Origin of the sequence: Allohahella sp. A8 (assembly GCF_047946665.1) — a bacterium.
Classification (GTDB): Bacteria; Pseudomonadota; Gammaproteobacteria; order Pseudomonadales; family Oleiphilaceae; genus Allohahella.
The window spans coordinates 3,065,268-3,080,292 of the sequence record NZ_CP172312.1 but is presented as its reverse complement, the minus strand read 5'-3'; the positions used below and the strand labels follow the sequence as shown (position 1 = coordinate 3,080,292).

Sequence of the window (15,025 nt, the reverse complement as noted above, 5' to 3'; positions counted from 1 at the left end):
ATGGACATGGGTTGGTTACTGGTGGGTGCTGCCCTCGTGATGGTCAGCATTCTGGTTACACCGTTGTCATCCCGCATCGGTATGCCGGTACTCCTGCTGTTCCTGGGCGTGGGAATGCTGGCAGGCGAAGAGGGCCCCGGGCAGATCTACTTCAGCGATGTCGACACTGCGTTTATTGTCGGCAACCTGGCGCTTGCCATCATTCTCCTCGATGGTGGCATGAGGACCCGCGTTGAATCATTTCGTGTCGGTCTGAAACCTGCTTTGCTGCTGGCCACACTTGGCGTTGTTATTACTGCGACAGTTTGCGGTTTGGCAGCGGTATGGCTCTTCGATCTGCCGATACTGTTTGGTCTGCTTATTGGCGCGATCATCTCCTCGACTGACGCAGCCGCAGTGTTCTCCCTCTTGCAGGGCAGAGGGCTCACCATCAACGAACGTGTCGAAGCCACGCTCGAGATAGAGTCAGGCAGCAACGATCCAATGGCGATATTTCTGACGCTACTACTGATAGGCTTTATTCAGGAGGATGGCGACAGTACCATCTGGACTGCGCTACTGATGTTGGTCCAACAATTCGGTCTGGGCACGCTAGCGGGACTCGGTGGTGGCCTGATCATGGCTCGGCTTTTGAACATGGTGAACCTCGTGCCGGCGATGTATCCGCTGCTCGTCGTCACCAGTGGCATCACGCTATTCAGTGCGACCAACCTGATCAACGGCAGCGGTTTTCTGGCGGTTTACCTCATGGGCATCGTGATTGCGAGCCGAAAGGTGCGAATGATGCCTTCGATTCTGCAGATTCACGACGGCCTTGCCTGGTTGGCGCAGCTGATTCTTTTCCTTTTGCTGGGCCTGCTGGTCACACCTTCGCAGCTACTCGAGAGCGCGCCACTGGCCCTGGTGCTATCACTGGTCCTTATCCTCCTTGCTCGCCCCCTCGCTACGTTCATTTCTCTGCTGCCCTTCGGATTTTCCAGGCGTGAGCACATCTTTATAGGCTGGGTTGGCCTGAGGGGGGCGGTGCCGATCGTGCTGGCCCTGTTTCCGTTCATGGCAGGTCTGCCGGGCGCGAATATCATCTTCGAAGTCGCGTTCGTCGTGGTGATGGTCAGTCTCATCCTGCAGGGCTCGACCCTCGCGCCTTTGGCGCGAAAGTTGAAACTCGAGGTACCGAAGCCACCAGAGTCCAAGTTGCGCATACCACTGAACCGGGTTGAAACTGGCGATCACGAGCTCCTGCTTATCCCCCTGAAGGGCAAGCGCTGGACCAGACCTGTGCCGGTGTCGAAGCTCCACCTGCCGGAGCAAACCCTACTTGCCGGTCTGTTCCGCAAAGGCCTGGTCCACAGCTGTGAGGCTGGCGACGAGGTTCAGGAGGGTGATGTGTTAGCCGTGTTCTCCACGCATGAGCAGGTCAGCGCTGTCACCAAAGTCCTCGGTGGATCTGAACCGCCAGAGCGACTGTCGGATCGCCGCTTCTTCGGTGAGTTTCTGCTCGAAGGACAGGCTACGCTCGGTGATGTTCAAATGGTTTACGGCTTCAAGGTCGACCAGTTCCAGCCTCACATGAGCCTGTCCGATTGTTTTGCGGAGGAAAAACGTGGCCACCCAGTGGTAGGTGATCGGCTCGATCTCGGCAGCATTCTGCTGACGGTGCGAGCCGTAGAAGGCGACCTTGTCACCAAGGTCGGTCTGAAGCTCAGCCGGGACGACTGACGCCCCCGGCTTCGATGAGAACTGGGTCAGGCGCCCTAGTGTCTTTCGCCTACGGTATCGGCTACGTAGGCATCACGCTGCCCCATCGGCTCCTTCCGATCTGACGTCGTATCCTTTTTCGTCTGATGTTCAACTTCGGCGTTGAGTTCACCACTCAGCAGTATGATGAAAGCTGTGATGTAGAACCACATGAGCAGCAGGATGACCGCACCAAGCGAGCCGAAGGTCTCGTTGTAACTGCCGAAGTTGGAGGCGTACCATGAAAAGAGCAATGAGCCGACAATCCACAGTATCGTGCCAGTGACAGACCCGAGCGTAACCCAGCGCCATTTGGGGGCGGATCGGGACGGAGCAAAGCGGTAGAGCACTGCCAGCAGGAACATGAACAGTAACGCAAGTACTGGCCAGCGCGCGTACTGAATGGCCGTTTCAACCCAGTTGCCGAGTCCCATATGCTCCAACACTGCAGGCGCTGCGGCAATGAGCGCGAGCGACGCCGCCACAAATACGAATGCGCCAAACGTGATCAGGAAGGTGACGAACTTGAGGTAGACGAATCCTCGGTCTTCTTGCTCGTCATATACGATGTTCAGCGCCGTCATCAAGGCACTCGTGCCCTTCATGGAGCTCCAGATAGCCAGCAGTATGCCGATCACTGCGCTGAGGCCTAGTGTGCCGCCGCCCCGCTGCGCGAGTTGCTGTATCTGCTCCTGCAGAATGTCCCTTGCCTCGGCGGGCATCACCGCCATGACGTCACTCATCTGTTGCTGGGCTTCTGCCGGGTCATACATGAGCCCGTAAATCGAGATGAACGCCCCAATCGCCGGAAATACGGCCAGAAGAAAATAGAACGCCACGCCAGCCGCTACCAAGCCGAGGTTGTCGTTCGCCTTTTCTTTCCAGGTGCGTACAAGGATATCTTTCCAGCCCGATTTTGAGATTTCGGTCGGAGACGAAGCCTCACGACCATGATCAGCGTGTGCCTGATGAGTTGCCACAGAAAATCTCCCTGCCTGTATCCGTGAAGATGATGATGCTTTCGGTACGGGCAACTGCTGACGAAGGCTCACTCCCGGCCAGGGATTGGCTCCCTGTTGGGGCGCAGCCGCTGGCGATCGGCGTGCTGCCATTGAATCCGGTGGTTTAAGCACGAAGCTGGAGCAATTTCTGAAAGGCTACGTACAGTCTGTGATCACTAACTATCTATGGAGAAATGAACAGGATGTCAGCCTCAATCGGTATCATCGGCGCAACAGGCCTACTCGGACAGCATGCGGTCAATGCTGCGTTGGCAGAGGGGCATCTTGTCCGCGTCATTCACAGGGCAGGGTCGGATCTTTCCAAACTGCAGTGTCGGGATGATCCAAGGATCAGTACCAGCGTGGCTGATCTCAACAATCGGTCACAGCTGCAAAGTGCCGTAGAAGGTCTCGATGCTGTCATGAACTGTGCATCTTATTATCCCACCACCCCGAAGCCCCTGAACGAAGAACTGGACATCGCACGGTCTCAGATGGCGAATTTTCTGGCTGCGGTCGCTGGTTCAGGCGTGCCGAAAGCGCTGTATCTGGGGGCTGCAATTGCCCTGACAAAAGCTGAGTCGGGAATCGCAGATGAGTCCCAGGTGAGTGATCAACCGCCAGACGACACTAATCCCTACGTCCAGGTCAAATGGCTAATGGACCGCATGGCGCGTGGAGCAGGGCAGGATGGCCTCCCCATCGTGATCGGCATTCCGTCGATGACATTCGGAGAGTTTGACTATGGACCGACCACGGGCGCACTGGTGCTCAAGGTAGCAAAGCGTGCCATGCCTGCCTACATCGATGGTCAGCGCAATGTCATCGCAGGCCGGGATGCCGGACGTGGTTTGCTGCAAGCTTGTCTGCACGGTAAACCAGGGCAGCGCTACCTGCTTACAGGGCATAACATTGCGCTTCACGACCTCGTGCCGCTCATAGCCAAACGAGCAGGGGTCAAACCACCTCGTTTTGCGTTGCCAATGCCGCTGGCGCGAGTACTTTCGAAAGTCCAGTCGTTTCGCCATACATATCTCAAAGGACCGGAGCCTGAGCTGAGCGAAACCATGCTTGCGGTTCTAGGGTCCGGGCAGTTCCTCAACGGCACCCGTGCCGAAAGGGAATTCGGCTTCAAGGCGGAACTGAGTGTGGAGGAAATGGTGGACAGAACCCTCGTCTGGTTCCGTCAGGAGGGCATGCTGTAGTGGGGGTATCGATTGCCCGAAGATCTTTGTGCCGATTTTCGATCTGTTTTATAGTGTTCGGCTAGGCTTCGCCAGTCGCTCGCAGGTAGGCTCTCATGAATTCGAATGCTTCAGCTCAAGACAGACTCATCATCTTCGACACCACGCTCCGCGATGGGGAACAGAGTCCAGGCGCCTCGATGACGAAGGTCGAGAAGCTCCGGATTGCCAAGGCGCTGGAAAAGATGAAGGTCGATGTCATCGAGGCTGGCTTTGCAGTCGCAAGCCCCGACGACTTTGAAGCCGTACGCATGATTGCCGAGGCAGTTCGTGACTCTACGGTTTGCAGTTTGTCCCGAGCGCTCGATAAAGATATCGAGAGTGCTGCACGGGCCCTGCAGCCGGCAGCTTCAGGCCGAATCCACACCTTTATAGCTACCTCACCGATCCATATGAAGTACAAGCTTCAGATGCAGCCGGAAGCCGTCATAGAGCAGGCGGTGAGAGCGGTTGGCCTGGCCCGGAACCTGGTGGCTGACGTCGAGTTTAGCTGTGAAGATGCTGGTCGTTCGGAGCTGGACTTCCTTTGTCGGATCATCGAGGCCACAATCGATGCTGGCGCACGCACTATCAATATCCCGGATACCGTCGGCTATGCGATTCCGGAACAGTTCGGTCTGCTAATAAGGACGTTGATGGAGCGCGTGCCAAACGCCTCGAAGGCCATCTTCTCTTGCCACTGTCATAACGATCTGGGGCTGGCGGTGGCGAACTCACTCGCGGCAGTGAGTAATGGTGCCCGTCAGGTGGAGTGCACTATCAATGGTCTCGGCGAGCGCGCCGGCAATGCTGCACTCGAAGAGGTGGTTATGGCCGTGCGTACGCGACCTGACCTCTTTGATCTGGCCACCAGGATCGACACCAGACAGATCGTTCCGGCATCCAAACTGGTTTCGACGGTGACGGGTTTCCCGGTTCAGCCCAACAAGGCTATCGTCGGCGCCAATGCCTTCGCGCATGAGTCCGGCATTCACCAGGACGGCGTGATCAAACACCGTGAAACCTACGAGATCATGAAGGCGGAAGATGTCGGCTGGCATGCCAACAGTCTTGTACTTGGCAAGCACTCCGGCCGCAATGCCTTCAAGACCAGACTGCACGATCTCGGCTACAGCTTCAGCTCCGATGCTGAACTGAACGAAGCATTCGCCCGTTTCAAGAATCTCGCGGACAAGAAGCACGAAATTTTCGATGCCGACCTGCAGGCCATAGTGAGTGATACCCAGAGTGCTGCGGGTGAAGAGCGCTTCCGGCTGGTCAGTCTGCGCGTCTGCTCCGAAACAGGAGCCACTCCGGAGGCCAAGATCGTCATGACCGTCGACGGTGAGGAAAGGTCGGCGCTTGCGGTGGGCGGTGGTCCTGTTGACGCGACCTATAGCGCCATCGAGATGATTGTGAATTCTGGCCTGATGCTGCAGCTGTACTCGGTCAACAACGTGACCCAGGGTATCGATGCACAGGGTGAGGTTACTGTTCGCGTCGAACTGGATGGCCGGATCGTCAACGGCGTCGGCGCCGATACCGATATTGTCATTGCTTCGGCGAAGGCTTATATCCATGCGCTCAATATCGTCCTGAATGGGGAACGCAAGGCTCATCCTCAGAGTCAGGTTTGACGGTGATGACCCCTTACGCCCTTGACGAGGCTCATCGATTACGTTGTCTCGCTGCCCTCGGGATCGATGGCTCTGTGCTTAGGGCAGACCTGTATGTAGGGCGCCGCCGGGGTGCGCAGTCCAGGCCAGCTGATGCGGCAGTCAACAGACCCACGCCATCGTCATCAATTGCGGCAGTTCGGCAGGCAATCGTGGCTGATGCGCCCAGCGAGCAGGTCGCCGTTGTGGCTGCAAGGTCGAAGCCTGCGCTAAAAACTGAAAGTGTCCCGGCATCCAAACCGGTGCATCAGCCAGCGCTCGAGTCTTTCACGGTAGTTACCAGTCATACCACTGGGCCACACTGGTTTGCAGTATTGAGTGGTGAGTCGAAAGAATCTGGTTACAAGTCCCAGCGAGCCTTGTTCATGTCGATATGTGGGCAGTTTGGAATAGGGGGTGAACCAGCCGGTGACTCCGCTCGCGAGTATGAGCCGGGCCTGACCACCGTTTTTGGCTGGCCACCCCTCAAGCCCTCTGTTCTGGGCTTGCTAGGCAATACGGATCCGTTTGTCATGTATCAAAGGTGCATAACGGAGCGCGTTGCAGAAATATGGGCGGAGCAGCGGCTGAGTACTGATGCGCCATTGCGACCGGCGCTTTTATTCACTGCGGAACTTGTGGGGCCTGAAACTGTTGCCAGTGACGGTGTCGGCGCGCTTGGAAGTGATGAACATAGCCTTGTTTGGCGTGAAATTCTCGACATGCCAGAGGAGACGCTTCGGAGCGCCGATAGACTGATTGGACAGGTGGGGTCACGGGTCATACTGCTACCGCCGCTACGCACACTCCTGCTGGACGCTGGTCTCAGACGCGATGTTCAAACAGTGTTGCTGTTGCTCACCAGGCGCTCGGGGCCCCTGCGGAACTAGCCTGATGAAACTCGACTACAGACTGATGCATGAGCGCGACCTGCCGCAAGTTCTCGCCATCGAACGCGAATCCTACTCACATCCCTGGAGTGAGCAGTCGTTCATGGGTTGTCTGGACGGCGCAGATGAATGTTGGGTCTTGCTGGCCGATGGCGAAATTGCAGGCCACCTCGTGCTGAAGATTATTCTGGACGAAGGGCAGATTCTCAACATCTGTGTGCGACCGGGGCTGCAGGGGCGTGGCATCGGTGCACAGCTCATGGCCTTCGCGGAGGATCGCTTCACAGTTCGTAAAGTTTCGACCGTATTTCTCGAGGTCAGATCCAGCAATACCCCCGCTCGTCGTCTCTATGACTCTGCCGGCTACGCCGAGATCGGTCGTCGCAACGGCTATTATCCCTCGGCAGGCGGACGCGAAGACGCCATTCTGATGGGGCTTCAGCTCGAGGTTGATGGTACCTGAGCCATGGAGTGCCTGGCGCAGTCGAGTTTGCCCTTCTGGGTTGGTCTACAATGGCTGGCGCTGGCGGTCATCGTGTTTTTCCTCGTCGCCAACGTCCGTTTTAGCCGGTTTCAGGACAGCCAGTTTCTCCACATGTGCTGTGGTGCCTTGCTGGCTGTGCTCATTCTCTGGCGTATTCGATATGAGACCGATCTTGGTCTGGCATTCCATTTTCTGGGAATAAGTGTGCTGGTGCTGGTGTTTCATTGGCTGTACGCCTCAGTGATAGGCATACTGGCCTGCTTCATCGGCCCTTTGATTGGCGTCGGCCGTTTTGAGACAATACCGATGACAGTCGCTTTCGTAGTGCTTGTCCCCGTTGCCGTCACGTTGCTATTTCTGAAGCTCGAACGCCACCTGAACAGACGCCTGATTGAAAGCCAGGTCGAAGGGGCGCAGAACGGTAACTTCTTCCTGTTCATCATGCTCCCGGGTTTTGTGGGCGCAGGTTTTGCGATCGGCGCCAGCATGCTGACCGCTTTTGGTGCCTGCTGGATGCTGAGTGAGCGTGTCTGGAGTAGTGATCATGCCTTGCTGCTCAGCTATCTGCCGCTGATCATGTTGCCGGAGGGAGTCATCAACGGGATGCTGGTCTCAGGTTTCGTCGCCTTCTGGCCCGAAAAACTTAATGCCTTTCATGAAGAGGATTACTCTTGAATCAAGTAGCCGTCGCTAGCGACCGCAAACTTGGCGCTGAAATCGCCAAGCGCCGAACATTCGCCATTATCTCCCACCCTGACGCGGGCAAGACCACGATCACCGAAAAGGTCCTCCTGCATGGTGGTGCAATCCAGAAAGCTGGCACGGTGAAAGGCAAGAAGTCTGGTCAGTTCGCGCGTTCGGACTGGATGCAGATGGAAAAAGATCGTGGCATCTCGGTCACGACTTCGGTGATGCAGTTCCCCTATGGCGGTGCGCTGGTGAACCTGCTCGATACGCCGGGGCACGAGGATTTCTCGGAAGACACCTACCGCACACTGACAGCCGTCGACTCCTGCCTCATGGTTATCGACAGCGCAAAAGGTGTCGAGGATCGCACTATCAAACTGATGGAGGTAACCCGGCTACGCGATACCCCGATCCTGACCTTCATGAACAAGTGCGACCGCGATATCCGGGATCCTATGGAGCTTCTGGACGAGGTAGAGGAAGTGCTGAACATCCGCTGTGCGCCGATTTCCTGGCCTATAGGGTCCGGCAAGGGCTTTAAAGGTGTCTACCACCTCCTGCGCGACGAGATCATCTGTTACAAGAGTGGCCTCGGACATGCGGTGCAGGAGTCCCGCATTATCAAGGGCCTCGACAATCCTGAGCTGGACAAGTTGATGGATGGCGGCGCTGAAGCCTTCCGCGACGAGATCGAACTGCTGAAGGGCGCGTCCCACGAATTCGATCAGGCTGCGTTTCTGGCAGGTGAACTGACGCCTGTGGTTTTCGGTACAGCGCTCGGCAACTTCGGCGTCGACCACATGCTCGATGGTCTCGTGGCGTGGGCCCCTGCACCGCAGGCCCGTGCTACTGAAAGCCGGACAGTTGAAGCGAGCGAAACACCATTTACAGGTTTTGTATTCAAGATTCAGGCAAATATGGACCCAATGCACCGTGACCGGGTGGCCTTCCTGAGAGTGTGTTCGGGACATTATCAGCAGAGCATGAAAATGCATCACGTCCGGCTCGGTAAGGATGTGCGCATCGCCGACGCCGTAACTTTCATGGCAGGTGATCGTGAGCGCGCCGAAGAAGCATTTGCTGGTGACATCATCGGTTTGCACAATCACGGCACAATCCAGATAGGGGATACCTTCACCGAAGGTGAAAAGTTGAAGTTCACCGGTATCCCCAACTTTGCCCCCGAACTGTTCCGTCGTATCCTCCTGCGGGATCCACTCAAGTCCAAGCAGCTGCAGAAAGGCCTTATCCAGTTGTCGGAAGAGGGCGCTGTGCAGGTCTTCCGTCCGTTGAATAACAATGATCTCATCGTCGGGGCGGTCGGTATGCTGCAGTTCGACGTAGTTGTCTCAAGACTGAAAACCGAATACAAGGTGGAGGCTGTGTACGAGTCGATCAGCGTCAGCACTGCTCGCTGGTTGACTTCGGAGGATCCGAAAGCGCTGGAAGAAATCAGACGCAAAGCGCCAGAGAACATTGCTGTTGATGGTAGCGATAGCCTGACTTATCTCGCACCTACGAGGGTCAACTTGCAGCTCGCCCAGGAACGTCATCCGAAGGTGGAGTTCAGAACGACACGGGAGCATTGATCATCCATGCTTATCGACGCCCATTGCCATCTCGACTTTGATGAGCTCGCGGACTATCGAGCTCGGGCCGGTATACGCTCTGGGGGCGCCGACGTTGAAGTCAGTGCGTCTGGCAAAGGTTCGACCAATACCAGCCTGGACACGTTGATCGAGCGAACCCCAGATGCTTACGTAGTGCCCTCGATCGGCAAGAGCAATTGGCGCAGGGTGTCTGAGCTTGCCGCAGCGAATGCGAATGTGCGCGCCGCTTACGGCATCCATCCGTGGTGGGCGGATCAGCATGATGCCGCTGATATAAAGGCGCTGGCCGAGTGGTTGGAGCGGGATGACTGTGTTGCGCTTGGGGAAGTCGGTCTGGATGTGAATATCGAGCTGCCTGTCGAGCAGCAGCGGGCACGCCTCAAGCCTCAGCTCGAGCTGGCAGTAGAGCTGGGCAAGCCGGCCTTGTTGCACTCGGTGAAGACCCACGAAGACATGTTGCGTCTGCTCAAAGAGACAGGCCTCAAGCGCGGTATGATTCATGCCTTCAGTGGCAGTTATGAGCAAGGCGAGCAGTTTATCAAGCACGGCTTCATGCTTGGCATAGGCGGTATCATCACCTACGATCGGGCCAGCAAGACTCGTGATGCTGTTGCCCGATTGCCAATAGAGGCATTGCTGCTGGAATCGGATGCGCCGTCCATGCCGGTCTGTGGTCATCAGGGGGAGGTCAATACGCCGGAGCGGCTGATGATAACCGCTCAGTCGCTCGCCGAATTGCGTGGCTGTCCGGTAGAGGATGTCATCGCTCAAACTTCAGCTAATGCCGAGCGTTTGTTTGGGGCTTTTTTAATCTGAATCCAGCTTTATGTTAGTGAAAAGGCCTTGCATCAGCGCCATCGTGACCTTAGTTGAGCTTTTTCACGGTAAAAAACTGGCAAACGCCGCGTCAAATTCGTATAATCCTGCGCCCTTGCCCAGGTCGGGTCGGTTTTGGCCCCGTGAACTCGATTCGACCGGAAAGAGGAATAAGTCTGCAGGTCCGCAGCACAACGTGACATCCACATATCAAGTCGCGTTATATCCAGAGCGGATGCAGGCCTCAATGTTGGATAAGCGACTGAGTAATCAGTCAGATAATCAGTCAGAGTGCGAGTGACACGTCATGAAAACGATCAGTGCCAAACCAGAAACAGTCAAGCGCGACTGGTATGTTGTCGACGCTAGCGAGAAGACGCTAGGCCGACTGAGTACCGAAATTGCGCACCGCTTACGGGGCAAGCATAAGCCAGAATTCACGCCACATGTTGATACTGGCGACTACATCGTTGTAGTCAATGCTGAAAAAATCCGTGTAACCGGTCGGAAGACTACCGATAAAATGTACTATCGCCATACCGGTTACCCCGGTGGCTTGAAAGAGATGTCCTTCGAGAAGCTGATTCAGCACAAGCCAGAGCGAGTAATCGAACTGGCGGTGAAGGGCATGATGCCGCGCAACCCCCTCGGACGTGACATGCTGCGCAAGCTGAAAGTCTATGCTGGTGAAGCGCATCCACATAGCGCGCAGTCGCCAATCGAACTGAATATCGGATAAGGGATCACCATGGCTATCAATCAGAACTACGGAACCGGCCGTAGAAAAACTTCGACTGCACGTGTGTTCCTTCGCGCAGGTACTGGTAAAATTACCGTCAACTCAAAGACGCTTGAAGCGTACTTTGGTCGTGAGACTGCGCGTATGGTTGTGCGTCAGCCTCTCGAGCTCACTGAAATGACCGACAAGTTCGATATCTATGTGACTGTTGCTGGTGGTGGCCCTTCAGGCCAGGCTGGCGCAATTCGTCACGGTATCACCCGTGCCCTGATCGAGTATGACGAAACCAACCGTCCAGCTCTGCGTAAGGCAGGCTATGTCACGCGTGATGCCCGTGAAGTCGAGCGGAAGAAGGTTGGTCTGCGCAAGGCGCGTAAGAAGCCACAGTTCAGCAAGCGTTAATTCAGGCTGCTGTTACACCTTTCTGCCTTGGTCGTCTATTTTCAGGCGCTTCTGGCAGGGGAGGTGAGATGTCCTCCTCGCTCGTGTGGACGGACAATAAAATGCCGCCGAAGGTCTCTTCGGCGGCATTTTTGTTTGAGTTCGGTTATGCTTGGAGCTGCTCGAAGTGTTTGATTTTCTGGCGAGCCAGGCAAAATCATAAATGCCTTTCCGCTTGTCAGTAAGATGACTTTTCTTTTACTATACAGGCCATTTTACGCCCGCAGTTTAGTTCGGACAGGCCCTGGATCGATGCTCGCAGGCACGGTTTTCGCGGTATCTTCCGCTCTGGCGCCAGATTCGCAGACCCAAGCTGCAGTCAAAATTCGTAATACGTGTGGAGAATCTAGGTATGGCGCAAGTCGACGCAGGCAGTAATGGCCGTCGCCGCTTTTTGGTAGGTGCAACTGCAGTGGTAGGCGGTGTCGGCATGGTTGGAGCGGCAGTACCATTTGTCGCTTCATGGAATCCCAGTGCCAAGGCCCGTGCAGCAGGCGCACCCGTCAAGGTGGACATCAGCAAGATTGAGCCCGGTCAGCAGATTACTGTTGAGTGGCGCGGCAAGCCCGTGTGGCTGTTGAAGCGGACACCCGAGATGCTCAAGGAACTAGATGAACACAAGGACGATCTCGCCGATCCGCTTTCAGAGCGTGAGCAGCAGCCGGTCTACGCAAAGAACATTCATCGGTCGCGTAAGGAAGAGCTGCTGGTCGTGGTTGGCATCTGCACTCATCTGGGGTGCTCGCCCCAGTATCTGCCTGAAGTCGTTCCGAATGAGAGCTGGGGTGGGTATTACTGTCCATGTCATGGCAGCAAGTTTGACCTCGCCGGTCGCGTGACGAAGGGTGTGCCTGCGCCTGCGAACCTGGTAGTGCCACCCTATATGTATGTCGATGACAATACGGTGATCGTCGGCGTAGATGAGGAGAATGCGTAATGCAGAAGTTGATCGGTTGGATAGACGCAAGACTCCCGGTTGTAAACGCTTTCGAAAAGCACATGAGCAAGTACTACGCGCCGAAGAATTTCAACGTGTGGTACATGTTCGGCGTGCTATCAATGGTTGTGCTGGTTAACCAGCTGCTGACCGGTATCTGGCTGACCATGAGCTACGTACCCACGGCCGAAGGTGCTTTCAAGTCTGTTGAATACATCATGCGCGATGTAGAGTACGGCTGGCTTATTCGCTATCTGCACTCTACCGGTGCCACGGCCTTCTTCGTGGTTGTTTACCTGCATATGTTCCGGGCGCTGATGTATGGCTCGTATCAGAAGCCGCGTGAACTGATATGGATCTTTGGCATGATCATCTATCTGGTGCTCATGGCAGAAGCCTTCCTCGGGTATCTCTTGCCGTGGGGACAGATGTCATACTGGGGTGCGCAGGTCATTGTGTCCCTGTTTGGTGCAATTCCTGTTATCGGTGAAGACCTTACACAGTGGATACGCGGCGACTACCTGATATCGGGTATCACCCTGAACCGCTTCTTCGCTCTGCACGTTGTGGCATTGCCTATCGTTATTCTTGGCCTGGTGGTATTGCACATCCTGGCGCTGCACGAAGTTGGATCGAACAATCCGGACGGCGTTGATATCAAGAAAGTAAAGGGTGCCGACGGTATTCCCGTGGATGGTATTCCTTTCCACCCGTACTACACGGTGCACGACCTGGTGCCGATTGTAATCTTCCTGTTTATCTTCCTGATGGTTGTATTCTACTTCCCTGAAGGCGGCGGCTATTTCCTCGAGAAGCCCAACTTCGAGCCGGCAAACGCGCTGAAGACGCCGGACCACATCGCGCCTGTCTGGTACTTCACCCCGTTCTACGCAATGCTGCGGGCCATTACCTATCCGTTCTTCGGCGTTGATGCCAAGCTCTGGGGTGTCATTGTCATGGGCGGTGCCATTGCCATCCTGTTCGTGCTGCCGTGGCTGGATCGTAGTCCGGTCAAGTCCTGGCGTTACAAGGGCTGGATGAGCAAGGTCTGGCTGGGCATATTCGTGGTGAGCTTCATCATACTCGGCGTCTGTGGGGCACTGCCTGCAAACGAGCAGCCATACTGGCTTGCGCCCGTGTGCACCGGGCTTTACTTCGCCTTCTTCCTTCTGATGCCGTTTTATACCAAGCTTGAAAAAACCAAGCCCGTACCAGAGAGGGTGGTGTTCAAATGAGATCTGTAATTATGAGTCGTCTGGCTCTTGCGTTTGCAGTCATGCTGCCACTGGCCGCTCATGCAGCCAGTGAGAAGGTTGCTCTGGATAAGGTCGATATCGACATCTATGACCAGCCATCATTGCAGCGGGGCGTGCAGCTCTATACCAATTACTGCATGGCCTGCCACTCTCTCAAGTACAGTCGTTATGAGCGTGTTGCAGATGATATCGGCATACCACACGATCTGTATCTGGAAAATCTGGTGTTCGACGACGCAAAGATTGGTTCTCTGATGGAGAATGCAATGGAGCCGGGTCTGGCGCAGACATGGTTCGGAGCGGCTCCTCCTGATTTGTCGTTGATCGCTCGAGTACGAGGTGGCGACTGGCTATATACCTACCTGCGCACCTTCTATAAGGACGAGTCGCGGCCATGGGGTGTTAACAATGCCGTCTTCAAGGATGTGGGTATGCCACACGTGCTCGCGGAGATGCAGGGACTATGCGCCAGCAAGCCGGCAACAGGCGTTCAGAGCGAAGTCGATCCGATGTCTGGAGAAGTCGTAGGCGGGGGCGGATGTGAAAATTATGTCTTCGAAGGCGAGATGACGCCAGCTGAGTTCAACAGTGCAATGCGGGATCTCACCAACTTCCTTGTTTATGTCGGTGAGCCATCGAAGCTGCAAGCCAATGCGATCGCGCCGTGGGTCCTGCTCTTCCTGGTCATCCTGTTTATACCGGTGTATCTGCTCAACCGAGAGTACTGGAAAGATATTCACTAGGATATCGTGTATACTTTGTCTCCAATTATTTTCGGTCAACCGAAAGCATCGCCCTACTAGTTAGGGCGTTTTTGCTGCAGTTAACATTATCCGCATTATTTCAATTCTAGAGGTAGGCTCATGGGCGTCGTGACCAAACGGTCATCAATGACATTCTTCTCCGATCCGCAGGATCACTATTCGCATCGAGTTCGGATAGTGCTGGCTGAGAAAGGCGTCACGGTTGATGTAGTGGATGTCGATCCAGATAACATGCTCGACGAAATTGCCGAGCTGAATCCCTACAACTTGCTGCCCACCATGGTGGACCGCGAACTGTCTCTGTACGATCCGGCCATCATGATGGAATATCTGGATGAGCGCTTTCCTCATCCGCCACTGTTGCCCGTGTACCCGGTTGCCCGAGCGCAGAGTCGCCTCTTCATGTTCCGCATTCAGAGCGACTGGTGTGTGTTCGTGGACAAGATCCTGGCTGGCGGCAAGCCTGCCGAGCTTGAGAAGGCACGTAAGGCTTTGCGTGAGAGCCTTATCGCGGCTTCGCCAATCTTCGCTGAGAAGCCGTATTTCATGAGCGACGAGTTTACGCTGGTGGATTGCTGTATTGCACCAGTGCTTTGGCGCCTGCCGGTACTCGGCATCGAGTTACCAGAGAAGCAGACCAAGCCGATCCAGAAGTATATGACCCGCCTGTTTGAGCGTGACTCATTCAAGGCGAGCCTCTCGGACGTAGAGCGCGAGATGAGGCTCTAGTCTCGATACGAATGAACGGGGAGGATCTTTTGTCTCCCCGCCGGTTTTGATAGTGC

General features: G+C 55.6%; 15 protein-coding genes. 14 read left to right on the top strand and 1 reads right to left on the bottom strand.

Translation table 11 applies throughout. The annotated features are described in order from the left end of the window. Positions 1 to 1,719 carry a potassium/proton antiporter gene (locus ACH3PB_RS13845; protein WP_416395800.1) on the top strand — a complete coding sequence of 573 codons (1,719 nt, stop codon included), beginning with the start codon at positions 1 to 3 and terminating at the stop codon, positions 1,717 to 1,719. Between the two features lie 35 nt (positions 1,720 to 1,754). On the opposite strand, the gene ACH3PB_RS13840 is transcribed toward ACH3PB_RS13845, so the two are convergent. Next, positions 1,755 to 2,717 (bottom strand): YihY/virulence factor BrkB family protein, encoded by a 963-nt coding sequence (locus ACH3PB_RS13840; protein WP_416395798.1) that lies wholly within the window; start codon positions 2,715 to 2,717, stop codon positions 1,755 to 1,757. A gap of 224 nt (positions 2,718 to 2,941) precedes the next feature. On the opposite strand from ACH3PB_RS13840, the gene ACH3PB_RS13835 reads away from it, so the two are divergent. The 13 genes from ACH3PB_RS13835 to sspA all read left to right on the top strand — a co-directional run bounded on the left by ACH3PB_RS13835 (position 2,942) and on the right by sspA (position 14,969). Next, positions 2,942 to 3,943, top strand: a complete 1,002-nt coding sequence (locus ACH3PB_RS13835) for an NAD-dependent epimerase/dehydratase family protein (RefSeq protein ID WP_416395796.1) — start codon at positions 2,942 to 2,944, stop codon at positions 3,941 to 3,943. A 95-nt stretch (positions 3,944 to 4,038) separates the two neighbouring features. Then, the gene (locus tag ACH3PB_RS13830) at positions 4,039 to 5,598 is read left to right on the top strand and encodes a 2-isopropylmalate synthase (RefSeq protein WP_416395794.1); all 1,560 of its coding nucleotides are present in this window, start codon (positions 4,039 to 4,041) and stop codon (positions 5,596 to 5,598) included. Between the two features lie 5 nt (positions 5,599 to 5,603). Continuing rightward, positions 5,604 to 6,506 carry a hypothetical protein gene (locus ACH3PB_RS13825; RefSeq protein WP_416395793.1) on the top strand — a complete coding sequence of 301 codons (903 nt, stop codon included), beginning with the start codon at positions 5,604 to 5,606 and terminating at the stop codon, positions 6,504 to 6,506. A 4-nt stretch (positions 6,507 to 6,510) separates the two neighbouring features. Beyond that, a complete protein-coding gene (rimI, locus tag ACH3PB_RS13820) occupies positions 6,511 to 6,969 on the top strand; it encodes a ribosomal protein S18-alanine N-acetyltransferase (RefSeq protein ID WP_416395791.1) in 459 nt (152 codons plus the stop codon). A gap of 27 nt (positions 6,970 to 6,996) precedes the next feature. Further along, a complete protein-coding gene (locus ACH3PB_RS13815) occupies positions 6,997 to 7,665 on the top strand; it encodes a hypothetical protein (RefSeq protein WP_416395789.1) in 669 nt (222 codons plus the stop codon). Beyond that, on the top strand, positions 7,662 to 9,266 hold the full coding sequence (gene prfC, locus ACH3PB_RS13810) for a peptide chain release factor 3 (RefSeq protein ID WP_416395787.1): 1,605 nt from the start codon (positions 7,662 to 7,664) through the stop codon (positions 9,264 to 9,266). The genes ACH3PB_RS13815 and prfC overlap by 4 nt, the downstream gene beginning before the upstream one ends. 6 nt (positions 9,267 to 9,272) lie before the next feature. Then, positions 9,273 to 10,103: a TatD family hydrolase gene (locus tag ACH3PB_RS13805; RefSeq protein WP_416395785.1), complete on the top strand. Its 831-nt coding sequence runs from the start codon at positions 9,273 to 9,275 to the stop codon at positions 10,101 to 10,103. A 307-nt stretch (positions 10,104 to 10,410) separates the two neighbouring features. Further along, the gene (rplM, locus tag ACH3PB_RS13800) at positions 10,411 to 10,842 is read left to right on the top strand and encodes a 50S ribosomal protein L13 (protein ID WP_344802053.1); all 432 of its coding nucleotides are present in this window, start codon (positions 10,411 to 10,413) and stop codon (positions 10,840 to 10,842) included. Between the two features lie 9 nt (positions 10,843 to 10,851). Continuing rightward, complete coding sequence (rpsI, locus tag ACH3PB_RS13795) at positions 10,852 to 11,244, top strand: 30S ribosomal protein S9 (protein ID WP_416395783.1); 393 nt, start codon at positions 10,852 to 10,854, stop codon at positions 11,242 to 11,244. Positions 11,245 to 11,635: 391 nt separating this feature from the next. Continuing rightward, positions 11,636 to 12,220 (top strand): ubiquinol-cytochrome c reductase iron-sulfur subunit, encoded by a 585-nt coding sequence (gene petA / locus ACH3PB_RS13790; protein ID WP_416395781.1) that lies wholly within the window; start codon positions 11,636 to 11,638, stop codon positions 12,218 to 12,220. Then, on the top strand, positions 12,220 to 13,455 hold the full coding sequence (locus ACH3PB_RS13785) for a cytochrome b (protein ID WP_416395779.1): 1,236 nt from the start codon (positions 12,220 to 12,222) through the stop codon (positions 13,453 to 13,455). Before petA ends, ACH3PB_RS13785 begins: the two co-directional genes overlap by 1 nt. Further along, a complete protein-coding gene (locus ACH3PB_RS13780) occupies positions 13,452 to 14,219 on the top strand; it encodes a cytochrome c1 (RefSeq protein WP_416395777.1) in 768 nt (255 codons plus the stop codon). The genes ACH3PB_RS13785 and ACH3PB_RS13780 overlap by 4 nt, the downstream gene beginning before the upstream one ends. Before the next feature lie 120 nt (positions 14,220 to 14,339). Then, entirely contained in the window at positions 14,340 to 14,969 is a 630-nt protein-coding gene (gene sspA, locus ACH3PB_RS13775; protein WP_416395775.1) for a stringent starvation protein SspA, read from the top strand. Positions 14,970 to 15,025: the final 56 nt, after the last annotated feature.

Coding starts and splice junctions, on each gene's coding strand:
- ACH3PB_RS13825 (WP_416395793.1), top strand. CDS start 5,604: ATGACCCCTTACGCCCTTGACGAGGCTCATCGATTACGTTGTCTCGCT.
- ACH3PB_RS13830 (WP_416395794.1), top strand. CDS start 4,039: ATGAATTCGAATGCTTCAGCTCAAGACAGACTCATCATCTTCGACACC.
- rpsI (WP_416395783.1), top strand. CDS start 10,852: ATGGCTATCAATCAGAACTACGGAACCGGCCGTAGAAAAACTTCGACT.
- ACH3PB_RS13845 (WP_416395800.1), top strand. CDS start 1: ATGGACATGGGTTGGTTACTGGTGGGTGCTGCCCTCGTGATGGTCAGC.
- ACH3PB_RS13835 (WP_416395796.1), top strand. CDS start 2,942: ATGTCAGCCTCAATCGGTATCATCGGCGCAACAGGCCTACTCGGACAG.
- ACH3PB_RS13780 (WP_416395777.1), top strand. CDS start 13,452: ATGAGATCTGTAATTATGAGTCGTCTGGCTCTTGCGTTTGCAGTCATG.
- ACH3PB_RS13805 (WP_416395785.1), top strand. CDS start 9,273: ATGCTTATCGACGCCCATTGCCATCTCGACTTTGATGAGCTCGCGGAC.
- sspA (WP_416395775.1), top strand. CDS start 14,340: ATGGGCGTCGTGACCAAACGGTCATCAATGACATTCTTCTCCGATCCG.
- petA (WP_416395781.1), top strand. CDS start 11,636: ATGGCGCAAGTCGACGCAGGCAGTAATGGCCGTCGCCGCTTTTTGGTA.
- ACH3PB_RS13785 (WP_416395779.1), top strand. CDS start 12,220: ATGCAGAAGTTGATCGGTTGGATAGACGCAAGACTCCCGGTTGTAAAC.
- rimI (WP_416395791.1), top strand. CDS start 6,511: ATGAAACTCGACTACAGACTGATGCATGAGCGCGACCTGCCGCAAGTT.
- rplM (WP_344802053.1), top strand. CDS start 10,411: ATGAAAACGATCAGTGCCAAACCAGAAACAGTCAAGCGCGACTGGTAT.